We start from the raw sequence: 20807 nt of genomic DNA, 5'->3' as shown, positions 1-20807 counted from the left end.
CGACCGTGATGACCAGGTCATAAGCGGGTCGTCGTCGACAGGATCGAGCTCCACCCCGTTCCTGGCCAGGAAGACGTAGGTCAGCAGCCAGCCCGCTCGCTCGTCGCCGTCGACGAACGGATGGCTGGCGACCACCGAGCGGAGCAGCGCGGCGGCCTTGACCATGAGGTCGGGATAGGCGTCCCGGCCGAACAAGGAGGTCTGGGGCCGCAGCAGAGCCGCGTCGAAGAGCCCGAGGTCCCGGACTTCGATGGGCCCTCCGACGGCTCTGCGAGCCACGCTCAGCCCTTGCTCCAGGCCGATGTAGTCGGTCACTCGCCGAGCCTCCGCAACAGGCCGGCGAATCTCTGGGCGCCCTTCTCCGCAAGGGCATCAGTGAGCTCGTCCTGCGAGACCCGCTGAAGGTAGTCGTCAATGGCCCGCAGGGCTGTCTGCCGCATGCCCCGCCCTTCAGCCTCCGCGCGCTTGCGGAGGGCCTCGCTCTGCTCGTCGCTCAAGCGGAGGGTCATAGCCATGCCCCCATCGTGGACGCGAGATGGTATCACCGCGATACCACGGCAGAGAGCTACCTTCCGTCACGATGGGTCAAGACCGTCGCGGGCGGTTCAGGAGGACAGACGCTTCAGCCGGGTGACCGCCTCCTCGATGACCTCGTCCTTCTTGCAGAAGGCGAACCGCACGAAATGCCGCCCCCGTTCCGGGCGGTCGTAGAAGACCTGCGTCGGGATGGCCACCACCCCGGCCAGCTCGGGCAGCCGCCGGCAGAGCTCCAGCCCGTCGGAGAAGCCCAGCGGCCGGATGTCGGTCTGCACGAAGTACGTCCCCGCCGGCCGCAGCACCGAGAAGCCCGCCGCCGACAGCCCCTCCATCAGCCGGTCGCGTTTGTCCTGCAGCCCGGCCCTGAGCGCGGCCACCCACTCCAGCTCGTGCCGCAGCCCGTAGGCGACGGCGAGCTGCCACGGCGCGTTCGCGGTGAACGTGAGGAACTGCTTGACCGTCTGCACCGCGGTGACCAGCTCGGGAGGTGCGCACACCCAGCCCGTCTTCCAGCCGGTGACGGAGAACGTCTTGCCGGCCGAGGAGATCATCACCGTGCGCTCCCGCATGCCGGGCAGCGTGGCCATCGGGATGTGCTCGACCCCGTCGAAGGTCAGGTGCTCGTACACCTCGTCGGTGATGGCGATCAGCCCGTGCTCCTGGCAGAGCTCCGCGATGGCGGTCAGCTCGTCGCGGGTGAAGACGGTGCCGGTCGGGTTGTGCGGCGAGTTGACGAGCACGGCCCTGGTGCGCGGGGTGACGGCGGCGCGCAGCTCGCCGGGGTCGAAGGTGAAGCGGCCCTCGGAGGGGCGCAGCGTCACGGGCACCAGGCGGGCCTGGGCCAGCGCGATCGAGGCGGCGTAGGAGTCGTAGTAAGGCTCGAACGCGATCACCTCGTCGCCCGGCTCGCACAGCGCCAGGACGGTGGCCGCCACGGCCTCGGTGGCGCCCACCGTGACCAGGATCTCGCTCACGGGATCGTAGGAGAGCCCGTAGTGGGTGACCCGGTGCTCCGAGACCGCCTGCCGCAGCTCCAGCACCCCGGGGCCGGGCGGATACTGGTTCGCGCCCGCGCCGATGGCCTGGACGGCGCGGTCGAGCATCGCCGCGGGACCGTCGGTGTCAGGGAAGCCCTGGCCGAGGTTGATCGATCCGGTCTGGACGGCGAGCGCGCTCATCTCCGCGAAAATCGTCGTGCCGAAGGCGCGCATCCTGGTAACAAGTGGTCCGGTCACGGCTCCACACTATTAGTCTCGTCGCGTGATCATTCGGGTCGTGCTCGCCCTCGCCCTGTCCGCGCCTCCCGTCATGACCCCTTCGGGGCCCGCTCCGAGTGCCTGCCCGGTGCCCGTGCCCGCGCGTACGAGCTGCGCCTTCCTGGAGGTTCCCGAGCGCAGGGACGCCCCGGAACGCGAGATCCAGGTCGGGTACGCCGTGCACATGTCGGACGCGCCGGGCCGCAGACCCGACCCGATCGTCTACATGAGCGGCGGCCCGGGTTCGGCGTCCACGCAGCTCATCGGCTTCCTCGCGCAGATGTTCCCCGACCGCGACGTGGTGACGATCGAGCAGCGCGGGAGCCGGTACTCACGGCCCGTGCTGGCCTGCCCCGAGACCGCGCAGGCGCTGCTCGGGAGGCTGCGGCAGCCGCCGGCGGACGTCGGCGCCGCCGCGGCGCGCTGCCGCGAGCGGCTCGCCGAGCAGGGCGTCGACCTGCGCGGCTACAACACGAAGGAGATCGCCGCCGACGTGGCCGCGCTGCGGCGGGAGCTGGGGTACGACACGTGGAACCTGTTCGGCGTCAGCTACTCCACCCGGGTCATGCTGGACGCGGCCGCGGCCGACCCCGGGGGCGTGCGCTCGCTGGTGCTCGACTCCTTCCTGCCCGAGAGCGTCGCCTGGTACGACGACCGTGACAGGAACCTGACCGACACCATGCGCCGCCTGGGCGTCGAGGACCGCTTCGCCGCCGTGCGCGAGCGGCTGAACCGCTCGCCCGCCCAGGTCCCGACGACGGATCCGCTGCTCGGCAGGGAGTTCACGGCGCGGATGAGCGGTGACGACGTGGCCGCGATCCTGGCCGAGGCGGCGCAGGAGAGCGACGTGGCGGCGGTGGCTCCCGCGCTGGTGAACGCGCTGGCGCGGGGCCGCGACGAGCTGCTGGCTCCGCTGGCCGACGCGGCGGGCGAGGGGCTGGTGTCGCACGAGTTCGGGCTGTATCACGCGGTGCAGTGCCAGGACGAGGTCCCGTTCAACACCTTCACCCCCGCGTCCCGGTTTTTCACGTTGAACGCCGACAAAGCGGTATGTGACGCCTGGCAGCTCCCCAAAGCCGCGCCCGTGAACGCCACCACCAAGGCCCCCGTCTACGTGCTCGGCGGCGCCGACGACCCGACCACCCCGCCCAGGACCGCGCGGCCCGCCGCCGAGGACCTGCCCGCGGCCCGGTTCCAGGAGTTCGGCGGCGTCTCCCACGCCGTCTTCCTGACCAGCGCGTGCGCCCGCGCCAGGATCGTGGCGTTCGTCGCCGACCCCGCGTCGTACGCCGTCACCGCCTGCCCTGACGACCCGCCGGCCGCGCGGACGGGCGACCTGCACGTGACGGCGGCGCCGTACCTGATCTCGCGCTCGCCGTGGCTGGCCGCGCCCTTCGTCCTGTTCGCGCTCGTCTCCCTGGCGCAGCTCGTCTCGGGCGCGCTCAGGGGCAGGGCGCTGCGAGCCTTCGGGGGCCTGGCGGGCGTGGCGTTCACCGGGCTGATCACCGACTCGGTGCTCACCCTGGTGGCACGGAACGAGACCGCGCTCGCCGTCGGGCTCCCCGGCCTGGCCTGGCCGTACACGTGGATCGCCGTCGCCTCGGTGGTCCTGGGCGCCGCCGCGTTCCTCCACGAGCGCAAACTGCGGCTCCTCGCGGCGGCGGTCACCGGTGCCGGATTCCTCGTATGGTGGTTCACCTGGGTCCTGTGACGCGCATCCGTGAGCTCGACGCCCTCCGCGGTTTCGCGGTGGGCGGCATCATGCTGGTCAACACCTGGCAGCACACCGAGAAGAAGCCGCCCGTCCCGCTCGACTGGACGATCGAGGCGCTGTTCCAGAGCCGCTTCTACCCGATCTTCTCGATGCTGTTCGGCATCAGCTTCCTGCTGTTCCTGCGCGGCCACAGTCGCTGGACGCTGCTGAGCAGGCTGTTCTGGCTGTTCTGCATCGGCAAGTTTCAGCACCTGTTCTACGCGGGCGAGGTGCTGACCGACTACGCCTTCTACGGCGCCCTGGTGCTGCTGCCGGCCTCGTTCCTGCCGGGAGCGCTGCCGGTGCTGCTGCTGGGCGGGGTGGTGACGGCGTGGGCGCTGCTGCCCCCCGTGGGCGGCGGGGTGCTGCTGATCCCCGGGCTGTTCCTGCTCGGCATGGGGCTGTGGCGGCTGCGGCCGGGAAGGACGCTGCTGCTGCCGGGGTTCGCGACGGCCGCGGTGACCTCGGCGCTGCTGAGCGTGGTGTGGGTGCTGACGGACGAGTGGACCGTCTACAGCCTCGCGGCGCTGGCGGGCGCGGCGGCGTACTCGCTGGGGCTGCTGCTCGCGCTGGGCCCGCGCCTGTCGGCGGCGCTGGAGCCGCTGGGCAAGATGGCGCTGACCAACTACGTCTCGGGCACAGCGGTGATCGTGCTGGCGAAACCGCTGCTGAACGCCGATCCGACCCGATGGGCGGTGGTCGCGCTGGCGGCGGTCACGATCGCCGCGCAGATCCTGTTCAGCCGATGGTGGCTCGGACGCTACAGGTACGGCCCCCTGGAGTGGGTGTGGCGGTGCCTGACCTTGTTCCGGCTCATGCCCAACCGGCTAGAGTCGGCCTGTGACCAGAATCGCCCTCTGCCAGATCCCGGTGTCTCCTGACCCGTCGGCCAACCTCAAGAGGGCCAGAGAGGCGATCGCCGCGGCCGGCGACGCCGAGCTGGCGATCTTCCCCGAAGCCACGCTGACCCGCTACGGCAGGCGGATCACCGACCTGGCCGAGCCGCTGGACGGGCCGTTCGTGACAGGGCTGGCCGAGGCCGCCCGCGAGCACGGCATCGCGGTGATCGCGGGCGTGTTCGAGCCGGGCGACGGGCGGGTGCACAACACGGCCGTGGCCATCGACGCCCAGGGTGAGGTGCGGGCCGCATACCGGAAGATCCACCTGTTCGACTCGTTCGGCGCGAAGGAGTCCGACCTGGTCGCGCCCGGTGCCGAGCCGGTCGTGGTGGAGCTGGCCGGCGTCAGGGTCGGGCTGGTCACCTGCTACGACATCCGCTTCCCCGAGCTGACCAGGGCGCTGGTGGACCAGGGGGCCGAGCTGTTCGCGGTGATCGCGGCGTGGGGCTCGGGCCCGCTCAAGGAGGACCACTGGGTGACCCTGGTCAGGGCCAGGGCGCTGGAGAACACCATGTGGACCGCGGCCGTCGGCCAGGCGCCCAATCCGGCCGAGTCGTCCGACGGTTACGGCGTCGGCCGCAGCATGCTGGTCGACCCGATGGGGGTGGTCCGCGCCGACCTCGGCACCGGCCCCGGCGTGCGGGTCGTGGAGGTCGACCACGAGTGGACGGCGACCGCCCGCGCGACGCTTCCGTGCCTGGAGCACCGCGTGCTGTAGGCCCTGGCGGTCCACCGGGGGGTAAAGCGATCGTAAAGTAGTAGCGTGAGCGGAACGCAGATGCAGAAGGTGGTCCCGCCGCGTCTGCTCGTGCCATATCTGTCGGGCAAGCGCACGGTCATCTCAGGCTACGTCTACCGGGTGCAGGACTGCGTCCGGCTGACCACCCCCGAGGCCCTCTACCACGGGCTCGACCTGTCCTTCGATGGATCGGAGCTGTTCCCCGAGGTGCCGGAGATCTATCTCATGCGCTGGCAGGCCCGTGACGTCGACACCTACGCGGTGCCGTACGGACCCCACATGGGGGGTGACTGGAGCGACGCGCCGCCCTTCGCCGGCAACGGGTTCACCACCTCGTCCGAGCACGTGGTGCCGCAGTTCCACACCGTCCCGATGCCGATCCCGGCGGGGGCCGAGATCATCCATGTCACCGAAGCCGGCGAGCGGCCGTTCGCCGGCTACGACGGGCTGACCTGGCGGCCGTCCGCATGAGCGACGAGATCACGCCGGTCGCCTCCGGCTTCGTGGCCCGCTTCGGCGAGCGCACCCTGCCCGCCGCCCTCGGCCCCGGCAACGACGTGGTGCTGTTCAGCGAGGAAGAGCTCGACGGCTTCGAGCCCGCCTCCGGCTACTGGCGCCGGGTCGTGCCCAGGGCGCAGGTCGAGTGGCTGGTGCTGATCCGCACCGTGGGCGCGTTCGGCGGCGAGCCGTGCATCGTGCTCGACGAGGACGACGACGGGCTGCACATCGCCTACACCGGCCACAGCGGCATGAAGGCCGAGGCGCTCGGCTACTGGATGGTCGACCACGGCGCCTACGAGGTCGTGGTGCCCCGCGAGGAGGTCTTCTCGATCCGCGTCGAACGGATCCCGGTCCCCTAGTCAACCGGATGCCGCCCCGGGTGTCTCTGAGGTGTGATCGAGACTGCGACCATGACGCAGCCGTCGTTCGCCGAGCTGTTCGCGGCCCACTACCACTCGCTGGTACGCCTGGCCGGACTGCTCGGCGCGGACGACCCCGAGGACATCGCCCAGGAGGCGTTCTCCCGGCTGCACACCAGACGCCTGCGCGACGACGGGGCCACCCTGGCCTACCTGCGCTCGACCGTCTGCAACCTGACCCGTAACCGCCTGCGCCACCTGCGCCTCGTCCGGCTGCGCCGCCCCGACCCGCCGGAGCCCGTACGCAGCAGCGAGCACGCCGTCCTGGTCTCCGAGGAGCACAGGGAACTGCTCGCGGCCGTGGACCGCCTGCCGCGCCGCCAACGCGAGGCGCTCGTCCTGCGTTACTGGCTGGACCTGTCGGAACGGGAGATCGCCGACGCCATGGGCGTCTCGCCTGGATCGGTGAAGACCCACGCCAGCCGGGCGCTGGCGGCCCTGGGCCGGGCGTTGAAGGAGGATGACCGGTGAACGAGCTGGAAGAGCGGCTGCGGGCCGCGTTCGACGCCCGGGCGCAGACCTTCGAGGCCCGGCCGGATGCCTGGGCCCGCATGCGCGAGCGCCGTCCGTGGTGGCGGCTGTGGCGGCTGCTGGCCGTCCGCACACTGGTCGCCGCGCTGCCGGTGGCGCTGCTCGCGGTGCTGGTGCCCGTCGTGCTCGGCGGGGGCCGGGGCGGGGACGTGGCGGCCGGTGCCGACGCCGTGCACGAGCGGCTCATGCGGGACAGGACCGCGGCCGGCGAGGAGGTCACCGTGGACAACCCGACGGAGGACCGGCCGCTGCGGCTCTGGTTCGCCACGGCGAAGGCGGGCTACCGCGAGCTGTGCTTCGTCGTGGAGCGGGCCGGCCTGGACCCGTACGGCGGCTGCTCGCCCATCACCGACGAGGTGATCACCGAGGGCTGGTTCGCCGGCAGCACCCTGCGGGACGGGGCGGAGACCGCCATGGACTGGGGGGTGGCGCTGCCGGGCGTCGGGGGCGTCACCGGGGTCGCCGCCGACGGCGAGAAGTTCTCCGGGACGGTGCTCCGGCCCGAGGGCGCGCCGTACCGGCTCTGGACCGTGACCTACCCGGCCCGGCACGCGATGGCGAAGATCGAGCTCGTGGACGACCAGGGCCGGGCGCTGGGCGAGGAGTCGCGCGAGCGGCTCACGGAACAGCAGCTCGGCGCGGCCGCCGGCGCGCCCCTGGACCTGCCCGCCGGGGTCACGGCGCGGCCGTACCGGCCGGGCGAGGGCACGGAGGTGGCCTGGACACGGCGCGGCGCGCACCTGATGTCGGCGCCGGTGAAAGCGCTGGAGCGGAACATGGTCATCCCGGCCATGGCGGAGAACGTGATCATGGGCATCGCCCGTGCGGACGTCGCCAAGGTCACGTACACCTTCCCGGACGGCGCCTCGAACGACTTCGTGACCCAGCCCGATCCGTGGGGGCTCGGCGTGGCGCTGTTCGCCGGCGAGAACCCCGCGGGCTCCTGGCGCGAAGGCTCCGAGGTGGTCGCCTTCGACGCCGGCGGAGCGGTGCTCTGGCGTCAGGCCGACAGGGAGGACGCCGTGTCGGACGCCATCCCCGCCACCGGTGCGGTGATGACGCTTCCCGGCGGCCTGCGAACCTGGTTCAGCGGCACCTCCACGATCTGCCTGTCAGGAGACGCCTCACCCGAGGGCGGTGTGAAGTGCCAGGGCGGCGCCAGGTATGCCGGGCCGCATCCGCTGAAGGCGATCACGTACCTGCCGGCGCCGGGCTCCAGCACGCACGTCGGCGTGGCCGACGAGAGCTGGGAGTCGGTGCGGGCGGTGCTGTCCGACGGACGCCGGCTCGACGCGGCCTTCCAGCGCGGCAAGGGCACGCCGGCCCGGATCTGGCACGTCACGATCCCGAACGGCGACGCGGTGCTCGTCGGCTTCACGGTGCGGACGGAGAACGGGCGCGTCGACCGGTATCCGGAGACGAACCCGTCCTGCGGGCGCAAGGCCGTGGGAACGGAGACCGGCCGCCAGAGCCTGCCCGCCGGGATGACCGCGGTGGTCGCCGAGCCGAGCTGCCTGGCCTTCTTCGAGCAGGGCAAGCCGTCGCCGTCGCTGCCCGGTCCGCTGCCCGGCGAGAAGCTGAGCGACCTGCTCACCGCCGAACGGCCGGTGCGCTGGTCCTACGGCGCCACCGCCTGGTACGGCTACGGCCCCGCCGGCACGGCCAGGGTCGAGCTGCGCACCTCGAACGGCCTCACCGTGACCATGGACGCCGTGCCCGACCAGTCGGACCAGGGCGTCACGCTGTTCGCGGCGCCGATCCCGAAGGGCGCCGAGTTCTCGGCCGGCATGTCCATCACGGGCTACGACGCCGCCGGCGGCAAGCTGTGGCAGGACGGCCCTAGAACGCCGGCCACGCCCCGGAGCACGCCCTCCTGACCGAGGGCACGAAGGCGGGCCGCGGTCCGGCTCAGGTCGCGCAGACGCGCCCGGCCGGCCGAGGCTCAGCCGAGGTTGCGGAAGCGGGCCTGGCGGGCCGCGAAACGGTCCGCCGGGCTCGCCCGCAGCAGCTGCGCGATCTCGTACTCCAGCGCCCGCCCCACCCGCTCGCAGAACTGCCTGGGCTCGTACGCGGCGTCGGGCACCTCGGGGATGACGCGGTCCACGATGCCGTCGCGGCGCAGGTCGGTGGCGCGGATGCGCTGCGCCTGGGCGATCTCGGGGGCGAAGTCGACCGAGCGGTAGAGGATGGCCGAGGCTCCCTCGGGCGGCAGCGGCGACAGCCAGGCGTGCTGCGCGCACAGCACGCGGTCAGCGGGCAGCAGCGCCAGCGCGGCGCCGCCCGCGCCCTCGCCGAGCAGCAGGCAGACGGTCGGCGCGTCGAGCATGACCAGCTCGGCCAGGCAGCGGGCGATCTCGGCGGCCAGCCCGCCCTCCTCGGCCGCCTTCGACAGGTCGGCGCCCGCCGTGTCGACCACGGTGACCAGGGGCAGCCCGAGCTCGGCGGCCAGCCGCATGCCGCGCCTGGCCAGGCGCAGCCCGGCGGGGCCGAGCGGTGAGTTGGCGCGCTGGAGCCGCCGGTCCTGACCCAGCACCACGGCCGGCGCGGTGCCGAACCTGGCCAGCGCCAGCAGCAGCCCCGGCTCGTTCTCGCCCTCCCCCGTGCCGCTGAGCGGGGTCACGTCGGAGGCGGCGAGCTTGAGCAGCGTACGGACGCCCGGCCGGTCGTCGCGGCGGGAACGGGTGATCGCCTCCCATGCCTCCACCGGCCGCAGGTCCTCCTCGGGCGGCTCGCCCGCGACGATGCCGGACTTGTCGGCGGCGAGCACGGCCAGCGCCCTGATGGCGACCTCCCGCGCGTCGCCGGCCGAGACGACCGCGTCGAGCAGGCCCCTGCGATGCAGGTTCTCCGAGACCTGGACGCCCTCGGGGAACGGGTAGCCGTGCAGCGACTCGAACACCCTCGGCCCCATGAACCCGATCAGCGCATCCGGCTCGGCCGCCGTGACGTGCCCGAGCGAGCCCCAGGACGCGAACACCCCGCCCGTCGTCGGATGGCGCAGGTAGACCAGGTAGGGCAGGCCGACCGCCCGGTGCGCCTGGATCGCCGCGGTGATCTTCACCATCTGGACGAACGCGAGCGCGCCCTCCTGCATGCGGGTCCCGCCCGAGGCCGGCGCGGCCAGCATGGGCAGCCCCTCGCGGGTGGCCCGCTCGACCGCCGCGGTGAACCGCTCGGCCGCGGCCACCCCGATCGAACCCGCCATGAACGAGAACTCGCACGCGGCGACGGCCACCCTGCGGCCGTCGAGCAGCCCCTCACCGGTGATCACGGCCTCGTCGTAGCCGGACTTGACGCGGGCCGCGGCCAGCTCGTCGGCGTAGGAGGAGCCGGGCTCGGCCGGATCGGCGGGCGGCACGTCCCACGACTTCCACGACCCCCGGTCGAGGACCGTTTCGATCAGTGTGCGCGCGTCCGGACGGCTCACTATCGCTCCCTAGTTGTCGGTCAACGCTGAAATGTTGACGCACGAGCGCCCTCGACGGTGCCGCCGATTCACGATCATCGTTCACGTTCTTCCAGCCAGGCGAGCACCGCGTCGCCGTCCTGGCCGAGCATGGGCGGCGCGGTGTGCTCGATCCCGGTCAGCCCGTCGAACCGCAGCGGCGGCCCCGGCAGCTCGATCTTGCCCAGTACGGGGTGCTCCACCTCGACGACCAGGCCCTGCGAGCGGGTCTGGTCCCAGGTGTAGACCTCGTCCAGCGACCTGATCGCGCCCGCCGGCACGCCCGCCTCGCCGAGCCTGTCCAGCCAGTGGGCGCGGTCGTGGGCGCCGAGGGCCTTCTCCATGTCGGCGACGAGCTCGTCGCGGTGTTCGAACCGGTCCCTGTTGGTGGCGTAGCGCGCCTGGGCCGGGTCGATGCCGAGCAGCGCGGCCACCTTGCGCCACTGGCCCTCGTTCGCGGCGGCGATCTGCAGCATGCCGTCGGCGCAGCGGAAGGCGCCGTAGGGGGTGATCGAGGCGTGGTGGTTGCCGCTCGCCGCGGGCACCTTGCCGCCGACCGTCCAGGCGGTGCCGTGGTAGGAGTGCACGCCGGTGATCGCGGCGAGCAGCGAGGTGCGCACCACCCTGCCCCTGCCGGTGCGCTCGCGCTCGTAGAGGGCGCCGGCCACGCCGTACGCGCCGTGGATGCCGGCCAGCAGGTCGGCGACGGAGGCGCCGACGCGGTAGGGCTCGTCGGCCGAGGGGCCGGTCAGCGACATCAGGCCGCCCTCCCCCTGGGCGATCTGGTCGTAGCCCGGGCGGCCGCCTTCCGGGCCGTCGTGGCCGAAGCCGGTGATCGACAGGATGACCAGGCGCGGGTTGAGCTCGTGCAGGCGCTCGGCGGAGAAGCCGAGGCGGTCGAGCACGCCGGTACGGAAGTTCTCGACCAGGACGTCGCTCTGGCGGACGAGGCGTTCGATGAGCTCTTTACCCTCGGCGGACTTCAGATCGACGGCGATGGACTGCTTGTTGCGGTTGGCTGCCAGGAAATAAGTGGAAATTTCGCTATCAGGCCCGACGAAGGGCGGCCCCCAGCCGCGTGACTCGTCGCCCCCGTCCGGATGCTCTACCTTGATCACCCGAGCGCCCAGGTCACCGAGCATCTGCGCGGCGTGCGGGCCGGCCAGGGCCCTGGACAGATCGAGCACGACGATGTCACCGAGGGGTCCGAGCAAGATCCAGCCTCCTCCTTGCGTTCGGGGTGAAAGAACATTCTCTCAGGAGGCCGCCCCGCGTCACCTACCCTGGGTCGATGATTGAGCCGGCCGAGCGCATCAGGCGCCTGCGGCCCTCGTGCGGTCCCGTGCGCCTCGTCGCCGTGGACGGGCCTGCGGGGGCGGGCAAGACGACGTTCGCGAACCGGCTCGCCGCCGACCTGGGCTGCCAGGTCGTGCACAGCGACGACTTCCCCGTGCCGTGGGAGGAGGGGCCCGGCGCCTGGTTCCACGCCCTGGAGGCCCAGGTGCTGGAGCCGCTGCGGAACGGCCTGCCCGGCGGTTTCCGCAGGTACGACTGGGTGCGCGGGACGTACGCCGAGGAGGTGGCCGTGCCCGTGGCGCCCGTTCTGGTCGTCGAGGGCGTCGGCACGGCGCGGGTGTCGGCGGCGGAGCTGCTGGCCTATGTCGTGTGGGTGGAGGCCGGTGAGACGGTACGGTTGCGGCGCGTGCTGGAGCGGGACGGGCCGGAGCTGGAGCGACGGTGGCGGGATTGGTTCAAGGCCGAACAGGCATGGTTCGCCGCCGATCGCACCCGCGAACGCGCCGATCTCGTCGTCGAAACGTGACGTCTCCTCAAGGCCAGGGGGCGAGGTGGGTGATGTCGTTGAAGCTGACGAGTTCGAACCCGGCGCCGCCGGTGTGCCAGATCGAGACGGACGCATTCAGCACGGGCGCGAACTCCAGCACCGCCGCGAGCTCCGCGTCGGGTCCCCCGGCGATGACGTGCCGCAGCCCGAGCACCACCGAGTCGTGCGCGACGATCAGCACCCGCCGCCCGTCCGCGCGCCCGTCGAGGTCGTGCACGAAGGCGCGGAGCCTCCGCACGACGTCGGCCAGCGACTCACCTCCTGGCGGCCGGTAGGAGTATTCGCCCTCGGACCGCCTGCGGGCCAGCTCCTCGGGGAAACGTTCGCCGATCGCGGCCAGGTTGTAGGGCGCGAGCAGCCCCGCCTCCTGATCCCTGAGCCGTTCGTCCACAGTGACGGGCGGCGGCGGGTCTCCCCAGGAGGCCAGGGCCAGCTCCCAGGTGTCGAGCGCGCGCCGGTAGGGCGAGCACCAGACCAGCTCGGGCGCCTCTCCGGGAGGCAGGGCGGCGAGCAGCCGGCCGAGCGCCGCCGCCTGGGCCCGGCCCAGCCCGGTCAGGCCCACCTCCTCGTCGCCGCGTTCGTAGACGAGCGGGGTGTCGCCGGCCCGCTGGTAGGCCAGGTTGGCCTCGCTCTCCCCGTGTCGTACCGCCATGATCCGCGCGACGCCCATGCTCTCATCCTCACACGCCGCCGCTCACCCCCGGCGGAGCGAGCCGGGCCGCCCGGCATATCGTGATCTCATGAGTGTTGTCGCGGTTCTCGGAACCGGGCTCATGGGGCTGCCCATGGCCCGCAATCTGGCCGGGGCGGGCCTGCGCGTGAGCGCGTGGAACCGTACCAGGGACAAGGCCCTGCCGCTGGAGGCCGACGGCGTGGTGGTCGCGGACTCGCCGGCCGGGGCGGTCGAGGGCGCCGACGTGATCGTCACGATGCTGAGCGACGGTGACGCCGTCCACGACGCGATCTCCGCCGCCGCGCCGGGGCTGCGGCCCGGGCAGGTGTGGGCGCAGATGAGCACGGCCGGCGTCGACGCGGTCGGGCGGCTGGCCGCGCTGGCCGGGGCGCACGGGCTGACGTTCGTGGACGCGCCGGTGCAGGGCACCAGGCAACCGGCGGAGCAGGGCAAGCTGGTCATCCTGGCGGCGGGCCCGCAGGCCGCCAGGCAGGCGCTGGAGCCGGTGTTCGCGGCGGTCGGGCAGCGCACGCTCTGGCTCGGCGAGGACGGCGCCGGCGGCGCGGGCACCAAGCTGAAGATGGCCACGGTCAGCGTCGGCATCTCGATGACCGCCGTCATCGCCGAGGCGCTCTCCCTGGCCGAGGGGCTCGGGCTCGATCCCGACCTGGTACGGCAGGTGATCACCGGCGGGCCGATGGACAGCCCGTACTTCCAGGCCAAGTCGAAGGCCATCCTGGAGGGCGACTTCGCGCCGTCCTTCTCGGTGCGCAACGCCGAGAAGGACACCCGCCTCATCACCAGGGCGGGCGAGACGGCCGGGGTCCGGCTCGACCTGGTGGCCGCCGCGGCCGAGCGCTTCCGCCGGGCCGAGGCGGCCGGGCACGGCGACGAGGACATGGCGGCGACGTACTTCGCCGCCTTCGACCCCGAGCGGGAAGGCTCCTAGAGCTCGTCCACGTCCGCGTGCGGCCGGCCGCCGGAGAGCTTGGCGTAGCCGGGGCCCCGGTCGAAGAAGCGGTCGGCGGGCGGGCGCAGGCGGGCGCGGAGCTCGGCCGTGCCCTGCTCGTCGATGCGGTCGCCGTCCAGCACCACGCCGTAGTCGCCGAGGGCTCCGGCGATCGACACCTTCCCGTCGCGCACGTCGGCCGCCACCGCACGGGGGTCGCGGTCGTACGGGGAGCCCCAGCCGCCGCCGCCGGTGGTGCGGATCCTGATCAGCTCGCCCGCCTGCACCTGGTGGTCGTCGACCAGCCCCTCCATCTCCTTGCCCGCGATCTCGACGCGGAACGGCCGCCCGGCCAGGCCGCCGTTGACGCCCCAGCAGGACAGGATCGAGCGGTCGGCGATCGACATGTACGACGCGTCGCGCAACATCCGGATGTGCTTGTCGTAGCCGAGCCCGCCCCTGAACATCCCCGGCCCGCCGGAGTCGCAGGCCAGCGCCAGCCGCTCGACCCGGAACGGCCACCTGGCCTCGGCGAACTCGACCGGGATGTTGCGCGAGTCCGGCACCACGTGGATGGTGTCCTCGCCGTCGGCGTACCAGCGCCCGCCCGAGCCGCCGCCCAGGACCTCCCGCATCAGGTACGGGGCCCCTTCCGCGTCGACGCCGTGGACGCCGGTGTAGCGGATGGTCTCCTGGTCGGCCGGCATGCGCCCGCCGGTCGCCTTGGCCAGCACGCCCGCCAGCACGCCGAGCAGGCGCAGGATGACGAACGTGCGGGCGTTGGTGGGGGCGGGGAAGACCGGGGTGAGCAGGGTGCCCTTCTCCGGGAAGATCATCTTGATCAGCGGCACGACGCCCTCGTTGACGTCCAGCTCCGCCATGCGCTCCGGCGTGTCGGCGAGGTTGCGCAGCACCGGGGCCAGCCACTTCTTCAGGAACACCCCGTCGGCGTAGTCGCCCGCGTGGTTGATCGGGCCCTTGGCCTGCGGCGAGGTGCCGGTGAAGTCGATGGTCAGCGGCGAGTCGGCGGCGTGGTCGACGGTGAGCGTGATGCGCTGGGCGTGCAGGCGGGGCTCGTCCACGCCGTCGTGCTCGGCGTAGTCCTCCCACGCGTACGTGCCCTCGGGGATCTTGGCCAGCAGCTCCCTGCGGAACGTCTCCGTGGTCTTGCCGATGATGGCGTCGAAGCACTCCTGCACGGCCTGCTTGCCGTAGCGGTCGAACAGCTCCCCGAGCCGCCGCGCGCCCATCAGGCAGGCCGAGCACTCCGCGTCCAGGTCGCCCGCCAGCGAGTCGGGCATGCGCGAGTTGCGGGTCATGATGCGCAGCGCGGCCTCGTTGGGCTCGCCGGCGTCCCACAGCTTGATCGGCGGGACCATCAGGCCCTCTTCGTAGACCGAACGGGCATGGGAGGGCATGGAGCCGGGGACCGCGCCGCCGATGTCGTCGTGGTGGCCGAACGCCTGCACGAACGCGACCACCTCGTCCTCGTGGAAGACGGGCACGGTGACGCACAGGTCGGGCAGATGGCCGATGCCGCCTTCCGACAGGTAGACGTCGTTGTGGAAGTAGACGTCGCCCGGCTTCATCGTCTCGATCGGGAAGTCGCGCACGATGGGCTGGACGAGCGCGCTGTAGGAGCGGCCGGTGAGCTTGCGCAGGCGGGCGTCGTGGATGCCCGCGCGGAAGTCGTGGGCGTCGCGGATCATCGGCGAGCGGGCCGTGCGCGCGATGGCGGTCTCGACCTCCTTCTCGACGGAGGCCAGCGTGCCTTCCACGATCTCCACCAGGATGGGATCAGTCACGACTTATCTCCACATTTCCGTAATCGTCCACCTTTGCCGTGAAGCCCGGATGGATCGGAATCGTCGAGCCGTACTCCTCGATCACCGCGGGCCCCTGCACCGTGGCGCCGGGCCCGAGCGCGGAGCGCTGGTGGATCGGGGTGTCGCGGGTCTCGTCGAAGTGCACGGGACGGACCGAGGTGGCCCCGTCGCCGGCCTTCTCCAGCCGCCTGATGACCGGGCGGGTGATGGGGCCGATGCCGGAGACGCGCAGGTTGACCCATTCGACGCCGTGGCGCGGGTCGTCGCGGTAGGCGTAGCCGTAGAGCTTCTCGTGGGCCTCGTGGAAGCGGGAGACCACCTCGGCCTGCCACTCGTCGTCGATCTCGCCGGCGGGGGCGGGCACGCGGACCTCGTACGCCTGGCCGTAGTACCGCAGATCGGCGCTGCGCTGGTAGACCGGGTCGGCGAAGCCCTCGCGGTCGAGCGCCTCGCCCGCCTGATGCTCCAGGTCGTGGAAGATCTCGACGGCCTTGCCGAGCGAGAGGTCGCGGGTGACGTACGTACGGACGTAGTCGTTCTTGACGTCCACCGTGAGCAGCCCGAACGCCGAGACGTTGCCCGGGTCGCGCGGGACGATCACGGACGGCAGGCCCAGGATGTCGATCAGCCGGCACGCCAGCAGCGGCCCGGACCCGCCGAACGTCACCAGCGGGAAGTCCCGCACGTCCAGCCCGCGCTTGACGGTGAGCTGCCTGATGGCGTTGCTCTGGTTGAACGCGCTGATCTCCAGGATCCCGGTCGCCGTGCGCTCGGGGGTGAGGCCGAGCTTGTCGGCCAGCGCCTTGACGCCGGTGCGCGCGGCCTCGACGTCCAGCGGGATCTCCCCGCCGAGCAGGTGGGGCGGGACCCGGCCGAGGAACACGTGCGCGTCCGTCACCGTCACCTCGGTCCCGCCCTTGCCGTAGCAGAGCGGGCCAGGGTCGGCGCCCGCGGACCTGGGCCCGACCTTGAGCGTGCCCTCGGGCGAGATCCAGGCGATCGAGCCGCCGCCGGCGCCGACCGTGATGATGTCGATCATCGGGATCTTGCACGGGTAGCGGCCGACGGAGCCCTCGGTGGTGATGGACGGCTCGCCGTCGATCACCACGGCCACGTCGGTCGAGGTGCCGCCGCCGTCGAGGGTGATCACCGACACGTGCCCGGCCGTCGAGGCGATGAGCGCCGCGCCAAGCGCGCCGGCCGCCGGGCCCGACAGGACCGTGGTGATGGGCTGGTTGACGACCTCGCGGGCGGACAGGATGCCGCCGTTGGACTTCATCACCGAGAACGGCTTGCCGAGCCGGGTGGACAGGTTGGCGATGTAACCGCGCATGGCCGGCTTGACCGCGGCGTCGACCAGGGTGGTGACCGAGCGCTCGTACTCGCGGTATTCGCGCAGCACGTCGCTCGACAGCGAGATCACCGCCTCCGGGTGCTCGCGCCACAGCACCTCGCGCATGCGGCGCTCGTGCTCGGGGTTGGCGTAGGAGTGCAGGAAGCAGACCCCGATCGCGGTGATGCCCTTGGCGCGGAACCAGCGGGCCACCTCCACGGCCTGCTCCTCCGAGAACGGCCACACCTCCTCGCCCCGGTGGTCGAGCCGCCCGCCGACGGTCCTGACCAGGTGCACGGGAACGATCCTGGGCGGCTTGACCCAGAAGTAGGAGTTGCCGTAACCGTCGGGCACGCTCTGCCTGGCGATCTCCAGGATGAACTCGAACCCCTCGGTCGTGATGAACCCGAGGCTTTCGATCCGGTCTTCCAGCAGCCGGTTCGTGGCCACGGTGGTGCCGTGCACGATGGCGCCGGCGTCGAGCCGGCCCAGCTTCTCGATGCCCGCGAGAAACCCGTCGGCCGGGTTCGCGGGGGTCGAGGGGGTCTTCGTGGTGAGGATCTCACCGGTCTCCTCGTCCACCGCCACGATGTCGGTGAACGTTCCTCCGGTGTCGACACCGATACGGACGCTACGCATGACTCCTCAGCTTCGGCGCCGGCCGAGCACTTCGTCGATGACTCGGGGCGCGTTCTGTGTGCCGACGTAGGCCGCCAGCCTGACCACCATCTCCTGGGAACGGGCCAGCTCGGCCTCCACCCTCGCCTTTCCTGACTGCCCCGCCTGAACGCCGAAGTATGCCCCGATAATGGTACCGATCACCCCCGCGACTCCCGCGAAGAGCGCGGCGAACTCCCCGGTGGCGAACACGGCGGCGCCGAAGGCGACCAGGACCGCGAGGATACCCGCCACGACCACGAGGAAGCCGTACCGCCATCGGGTGGCGTCCGCCTGGGCGGCCGTGAGGTCGTCCGGGGTCATCATCGCGTCGAGCGAGTCCGGCCGGGACGGGGAATTGTCGGTGACCACTGATTCCTCCAGATACTCAGGGGACAAAATGTCCCACGAGGTCATGGGACAAGCCAAGCCACTAAGCTGGCGGCCCGTGACTGAACTGTCTGCCTTGTCCGCCGTTCCCTCTGGAGCCAGGGATGCCGTACTGAAGTTCTACTTCGGCCCCATGGACTGCGGGAAGTCCACGCTTGCGCTCCAGTTGAACTACAACCACGGACGGCAGGGCCGGCGCGGCCTCGTGCTGACCAAGCACGACCGCTCCGGCGGCCCGAAGGTGACCAGCAGGATAGGGCTCGGCCTTGAGGCCATCGAGGTGGTGGACTCCCTCGACCTGGTCCGGCTGGTGACCGCGCACGACCGCATCGACTACCTCATCTGCGACGAGGCCTGCTTCTACACCGTCGAGCAGATCGAGCAGCTGGCCGACCTGGTGGACGGGCACGGCGTGGACGTCTACGCCTTCGGGCTGGCCTCGGACTTCAGGTCGGTGATGTTCCCGGCGGCGCAGCGGCTGTTCGAGCTGGCCGACGAGGTGTGCCGGCTGCAGGTCGAGGTGCTGTGCTGGTGCGGGCGGCCCGGCCAGCTCAACGCCAGGATCGTGGGCGGGGCGATGGCGCGTACCGGCGAGCAGGTGGTGATCGGCGACACCGACGCCGCGCACGTGCGCTATCAGGTGTTGTGCCGCCGCCACCACCGGGCGGGCCAGCTCGGGGAGGGCGCGCTCAGCCCGCTGGAGGCGGGACCAGGCGCTCCAGGACGTCTCTGAGGAGCCCGGCGTCGCCGCCGGACAGCGAGGACAGGAACTCCTCCTCCGCCGCGTCCACGGCGATCCTGGCCACGCCCAGCGTCTCGTGCCCGCGCTCCGTCGGCTCGACCACGTTCTTGCGCCGGTCGTCGGGGTGCGGGCGGCGGCGCACGAGGTCCTTGCGCTCCAGCGCGTCGACCATGGCCACCATCGTGGTGCGGTCGATCCCGAGCCGCCTGGCCGCGTCCAGCTGCGACATCGGCGCGGGCGAGTCGAGCAGCGCGAGCACCGCGAACTCACGCCCGTCGATCCCGTACGGCTCCAGCGCCGCTCCCGTCAGCTCGGTCAGGCGCAGGTTGGCGTGCTTGAGCAGATAACCAAGGCGACGTCTCGACACCCTACGATTCTCCCACCCATCTCCCACCCACCGAGAACTCCGGCGCCGCTCAGACCGCGCAGACGCCGTCGTCGTCGCAGCCTTCGGCCGGCGCGGCAAGCTGGATGATCGGCGTCTGGCCCGTGCGCTCGGCCACCTCGTCGATCGCGGCGGCGAAGGCGTCGACCGGCTGCGCGCCCGACACGGCGTACTTGCCCTCGAACAGGAACAGCGGCACCCCGCTGATGCCGAGCGAGCGGGCCCTGGCCAGCTGCTCGCGCACCTCCTCGGCCCCATCGCCCGTGTCGGTCACGCCCACCTCGGCGGCCAGCTCGGCCAGCACGACGGGGTCGGCCACGTCGCGGCCCTCGGTGAAGTAGGCGCGGAAGAGCCGCTCGGCCATCTCCTCGCCGAGCCCCTGCCGGCCGGCCACCTCGATGAGGCGGTGGGCCCGCACGGTGGTCGAGCTGAGCGCCCGGTCGTAGTCGAGCTCCAGGCCCTCCTCGGTGGCGGCGCCGACGACCCGGTCGATCATCTGGCGGGCGTTGGGCCCGAACTTGCGCTCCATCGACGGGATCAGCGGCTCGCCCTTGGCCGGGGCGTCCGGGTCGAGCTGGAACGGCCGCATCGTCACCTCGATCGAGCCGCCCTTGGCACGGAACCGCTCGGCGGCCTTGGTGAACCTGGCGTGGCCGATGTAGCACCACGGGCACACGACGTCAGAGAAAATCTCCACCTTCATGTCGGCCTCAACCGCCGCCGCCCGCCGTTGATTCCTATCCCGTGATTCCTATCCGGCGGCCAGTTCCTCCAGCCGGTACGGCAGGTACGCCGAATCGTCGACCAGCGCCGAAGCCCCGCGCCACCAGCCGAACCACTCCCCGCTGCGCCACATCCAGTCCACCCGCTCGATGGCGGCCACCACGTCGCCCACGGTCCGCCAGCTCTCGCCGAGCTGCTCGCGGGTGGCCCCGTGGCGCATCGCCCACGCGCGCAGCACGTCGGCGGCGGCGGAGGACACCTCGCGCGCGTAGGGGTCGGGGCTCTCCCCCGGCAGCCGGTGCGGCCCGAGCCCGGCCGCCACGCCCCAGCTCCACTGGGCCTCGGCCGGGCGGGAGTAGCGCAGCGACTGGAAGTCGAGGTTGGAGCCGAGCTCCTCGTCGGCCCTGCGGGCGACGACCGCGTCGAGCCTGCCGCCCGCGTCGAAGTGCACGACGAGCCGCTGACCCGGCCGGACGTCAGGCGGCAGGTCGAAGCGGTCCTCGGCCTGCCAGGAGTTGAGGTCGACCTGCGCGACGGGCGCGCCCCAGAGCTGGTCCGCGGCGTCGTCGGCGATCCAGGCGGCGAGCATCTCCAGCGCGGTCAGATCGGTCCACGGCTCGATCGCGACGGCCGTGCGCACCACCTCGTCGGGCGCCGGCAGTTTGCCGCCCCTGGACCTGCCCCACCACTCCTCGCCCAGCTCACGGGTGCCGACCAGCAGCGCGGCGATGGCGGCCAACTCCGCCGAGCGCCTGGTGAGCTGGGCGCCGAGGGCCAGGTCGAGCGTGCGCCTGGTGCGGTCGTCGCCGAGCACGGGGCCGCCGTCGCCGATCAGCGTCTCGGCCGTCGGGCGGTCCTCGCCCAGCAGGTTGCGTACGACTCGCCTGGCCTCGGTCCGTGCGTCTTCAGCGTGTGCCTGCCGCATACAGCCACGCTACGCCGGGAGATCCTTTTCCGCGAGAGTCCGCGACGCCCCCACCCTCAGGCGTCGCGCCGCCAGCCACGCCCGAGCAGCCAGCCCACCGCCGCCCCCGCGAGCGCGACGCCAGCGCCCATGCCGAAGGAGGCCAGCATCACCCACGGGCGGGTCTCGGTGTGCCGCGCGGCGGGCCGCTCGTAGACCGTCCCCGCCGCTGGCCGCGCCTGCGCGGGCGCGACGACACCGGCGGGCCGGGCGGGGTCGCCGGGCCGGTCCTGCTGGGCGAG

Annotated in this window: 21 protein-coding genes and 2 pseudogenes; 10 read left to right on the top strand and 13 right to left on the bottom strand. The window is 72.2% G+C overall.

Translation table 11 applies throughout. The annotated features are described in order from the left end of the window. Positions 1-126: 126 nt before the first annotated feature. The 3 genes and pseudogenes from ABFX54_RS57140 to ABFX54_RS33750 form a co-directional block, all read right to left on the bottom strand. A pseudogene (locus tag ABFX54_RS57140) lies at positions 127-279 on the bottom strand (type II toxin-antitoxin system death-on-curing family toxin); the annotation flags it as partial. A gap of 32 nt (positions 280-311) precedes the next feature. Next, on the bottom strand, positions 312-515 hold the full coding sequence (locus ABFX54_RS33755; protein ID WP_346110644.1) for a CopG family transcriptional regulator: 204 nt from the start codon (positions 513-515) through the stop codon (positions 312-314). A gap of 90 nt (positions 516-605) precedes the next feature. Further along, positions 606-1772 carry a pyridoxal phosphate-dependent aminotransferase gene (locus ABFX54_RS33750; RefSeq protein ID WP_346110643.1) on the bottom strand — a complete coding sequence of 389 codons (1167 nt, stop codon included), beginning with the start codon at positions 1770-1772 and terminating at the stop codon, positions 606-608. A gap of 25 nt (positions 1773-1797) precedes the next feature. On the opposite strand from ABFX54_RS33750, the gene ABFX54_RS33745 reads away from it, so the two are divergent. The 7 genes from ABFX54_RS33745 to ABFX54_RS33715 are packed head-to-tail and all read left to right on the top strand — an operon-like array spanning position 1798 to position 8512. Then, positions 1798-3504, top strand: coding sequence for an alpha/beta fold hydrolase (locus ABFX54_RS33745; RefSeq protein ID WP_346110642.1), 1707 nt, complete (start codon positions 1798-1800; stop codon positions 3502-3504). Further along, positions 3501-4427, top strand: coding sequence for a DUF418 domain-containing protein (locus tag ABFX54_RS33740; protein ID WP_346110641.1), 927 nt, complete (start codon positions 3501-3503; stop codon positions 4425-4427). Before ABFX54_RS33745 ends, ABFX54_RS33740 begins: the two co-directional genes overlap by 4 nt. Continuing rightward, on the top strand, positions 4387-5163 hold the full coding sequence (locus ABFX54_RS33735; RefSeq protein WP_346110640.1) for a carbon-nitrogen hydrolase family protein: 777 nt from the start codon (positions 4387-4389) through the stop codon (positions 5161-5163). Before ABFX54_RS33740 ends, ABFX54_RS33735 begins: the two co-directional genes overlap by 41 nt. 45 nt (positions 5164-5208) lie before the next feature. Further along, positions 5209-5655, top strand: a complete 447-nt coding sequence (locus ABFX54_RS33730; protein ID WP_346110639.1) for a hypothetical protein — start codon at positions 5209-5211, stop codon at positions 5653-5655. Further along, positions 5652-6044 (top strand): hypothetical protein, encoded by a 393-nt coding sequence (locus ABFX54_RS33725; protein ID WP_346110638.1) that lies wholly within the window; start codon positions 5652-5654, stop codon positions 6042-6044. Before ABFX54_RS33730 ends, ABFX54_RS33725 begins: the two co-directional genes overlap by 4 nt. A gap of 51 nt (positions 6045-6095) precedes the next feature. Next, on the top strand, positions 6096-6575 hold the full coding sequence (locus tag ABFX54_RS33720) for a sigma-70 family RNA polymerase sigma factor (protein WP_346110637.1): 480 nt from the start codon (positions 6096-6098) through the stop codon (positions 6573-6575). Further along, on the top strand, positions 6572-8512 hold the full coding sequence (locus ABFX54_RS33715) for a hypothetical protein (RefSeq protein WP_346110636.1): 1941 nt from the start codon (positions 6572-6574) through the stop codon (positions 8510-8512). Before ABFX54_RS33720 ends, ABFX54_RS33715 begins: the two co-directional genes overlap by 4 nt. A gap of 65 nt (positions 8513-8577) precedes the next feature. Here ABFX54_RS33715 and ABFX54_RS33710 read toward each other — a convergent pair whose 3' ends face one another. After that, entirely contained in the window at positions 8578-10062 is a 1485-nt protein-coding gene (locus tag ABFX54_RS33710) for a carboxyl transferase domain-containing protein (protein WP_346110635.1), read from the bottom strand. 74 nt (positions 10063-10136) lie between these two features. Then, the gene (locus tag ABFX54_RS33705) at positions 10137-11294 is read right to left on the bottom strand and encodes a CaiB/BaiF CoA transferase family protein (RefSeq protein WP_346110634.1); all 1158 of its coding nucleotides are present in this window, start codon (positions 11292-11294) and stop codon (positions 10137-10139) included. A gap of 77 nt (positions 11295-11371) precedes the next feature. On the opposite strand from ABFX54_RS33705, the gene ABFX54_RS33700 reads away from it, so the two are divergent. Next, positions 11372-11902 (top strand): uridine kinase family protein, encoded by a 531-nt coding sequence (locus ABFX54_RS33700; RefSeq protein WP_346110633.1) that lies wholly within the window; start codon positions 11372-11374, stop codon positions 11900-11902. Positions 11903-11909: 7 nt separating this feature from the next. Here ABFX54_RS33700 and ABFX54_RS33695 read toward each other — a convergent pair whose 3' ends face one another. Then, positions 11910-12593, bottom strand: a complete 684-nt coding sequence (locus ABFX54_RS33695) for a histidine phosphatase family protein (RefSeq protein ID WP_346110632.1) — start codon at positions 12591-12593, stop codon at positions 11910-11912. A 70-nt stretch (positions 12594-12663) separates the two neighbouring features. Here ABFX54_RS33695 and ABFX54_RS33690 point away from each other — a divergent pair, with 70 nt between their 5' ends. Continuing rightward, positions 12664-13545 (top strand): NAD(P)-dependent oxidoreductase, encoded by an 882-nt coding sequence (locus tag ABFX54_RS33690; RefSeq protein ID WP_346110631.1) that lies wholly within the window; start codon positions 12664-12666, stop codon positions 13543-13545. Here the strand turns inward: ABFX54_RS33690 and ABFX54_RS33685 are convergent. The 3 genes from ABFX54_RS33685 to ABFX54_RS33675 are packed head-to-tail and all read right to left on the bottom strand — an operon-like array spanning position 13542 to position 17778. Continuing rightward, on the bottom strand, positions 13542-15350 hold the full coding sequence (locus ABFX54_RS33685) for a hydantoinase B/oxoprolinase family protein (RefSeq protein WP_346110630.1): 1809 nt from the start codon (positions 15348-15350) through the stop codon (positions 13542-13544). The two genes, ABFX54_RS33690 and ABFX54_RS33685, sit on opposite strands and share 4 nt — an antisense overlap. Further along, positions 15343-17343, bottom strand: coding sequence for a hydantoinase/oxoprolinase family protein (locus ABFX54_RS33680; protein WP_346110629.1), 2001 nt, complete (start codon positions 17341-17343; stop codon positions 15343-15345). The genes ABFX54_RS33685 and ABFX54_RS33680 overlap by 8 nt, the downstream gene beginning before the upstream one ends. A 6-nt stretch (positions 17344-17349) precedes the next feature. Next, positions 17350-17778, bottom strand: a complete 429-nt coding sequence (locus ABFX54_RS33675; RefSeq protein WP_346110628.1) for a hypothetical protein — start codon at positions 17776-17778, stop codon at positions 17350-17352. A gap of 31 nt (positions 17779-17809) precedes the next feature. Between ABFX54_RS33675 and ABFX54_RS33670 the strand changes: the two genes are divergently transcribed. Next, on the top strand, positions 17810-18484 hold the full coding sequence (locus ABFX54_RS33670) for a thymidine kinase (RefSeq protein ID WP_346110627.1): 675 nt from the start codon (positions 17810-17812) through the stop codon (positions 18482-18484). On the opposite strand, the gene ABFX54_RS33665 is transcribed toward ABFX54_RS33670, so the two are convergent. The 4 genes and pseudogenes from ABFX54_RS33665 to ABFX54_RS33650 form a co-directional block, all read right to left on the bottom strand. Beyond that, the gene (locus ABFX54_RS33665; RefSeq protein ID WP_346110626.1) at positions 18441-18860 is read right to left on the bottom strand and encodes a MarR family winged helix-turn-helix transcriptional regulator; all 420 of its coding nucleotides are present in this window, start codon (positions 18858-18860) and stop codon (positions 18441-18443) included. The genes ABFX54_RS33670 and ABFX54_RS33665 overlap by 44 nt on opposite strands. Before the next feature lie 49 nt (positions 18861-18909). Then, positions 18910-19581: a DsbA family oxidoreductase gene (locus tag ABFX54_RS33660; protein ID WP_346110625.1), complete on the bottom strand. Its 672-nt coding sequence runs from the start codon at positions 19579-19581 to the stop codon at positions 18910-18912. Positions 19582-19629: 48 nt separating this feature from the next. Continuing rightward, positions 19630-20526, bottom strand: a complete 897-nt coding sequence (locus ABFX54_RS33655) for a hypothetical protein (RefSeq protein ID WP_346110624.1) — start codon at positions 20524-20526, stop codon at positions 19630-19632. A 56-nt stretch (positions 20527-20582) separates the two neighbouring features. After that, positions 20583-20807: pseudogene (locus ABFX54_RS33650) on the bottom strand (carbon monoxide dehydrogenase); the annotation flags it as partial.

This window comes from Nonomuraea maheshkhaliensis (genome assembly GCF_039529435.1).
GTDB lineage: Bacteria > Actinomycetota > Actinomycetes > Streptosporangiales > Streptosporangiaceae > Nonomuraea > Nonomuraea maheshkhaliensis.
The sequence above is the reverse complement of the archived record's forward strand: the minus strand, read 5'-3'. Positions and strand labels throughout refer to the sequence as shown.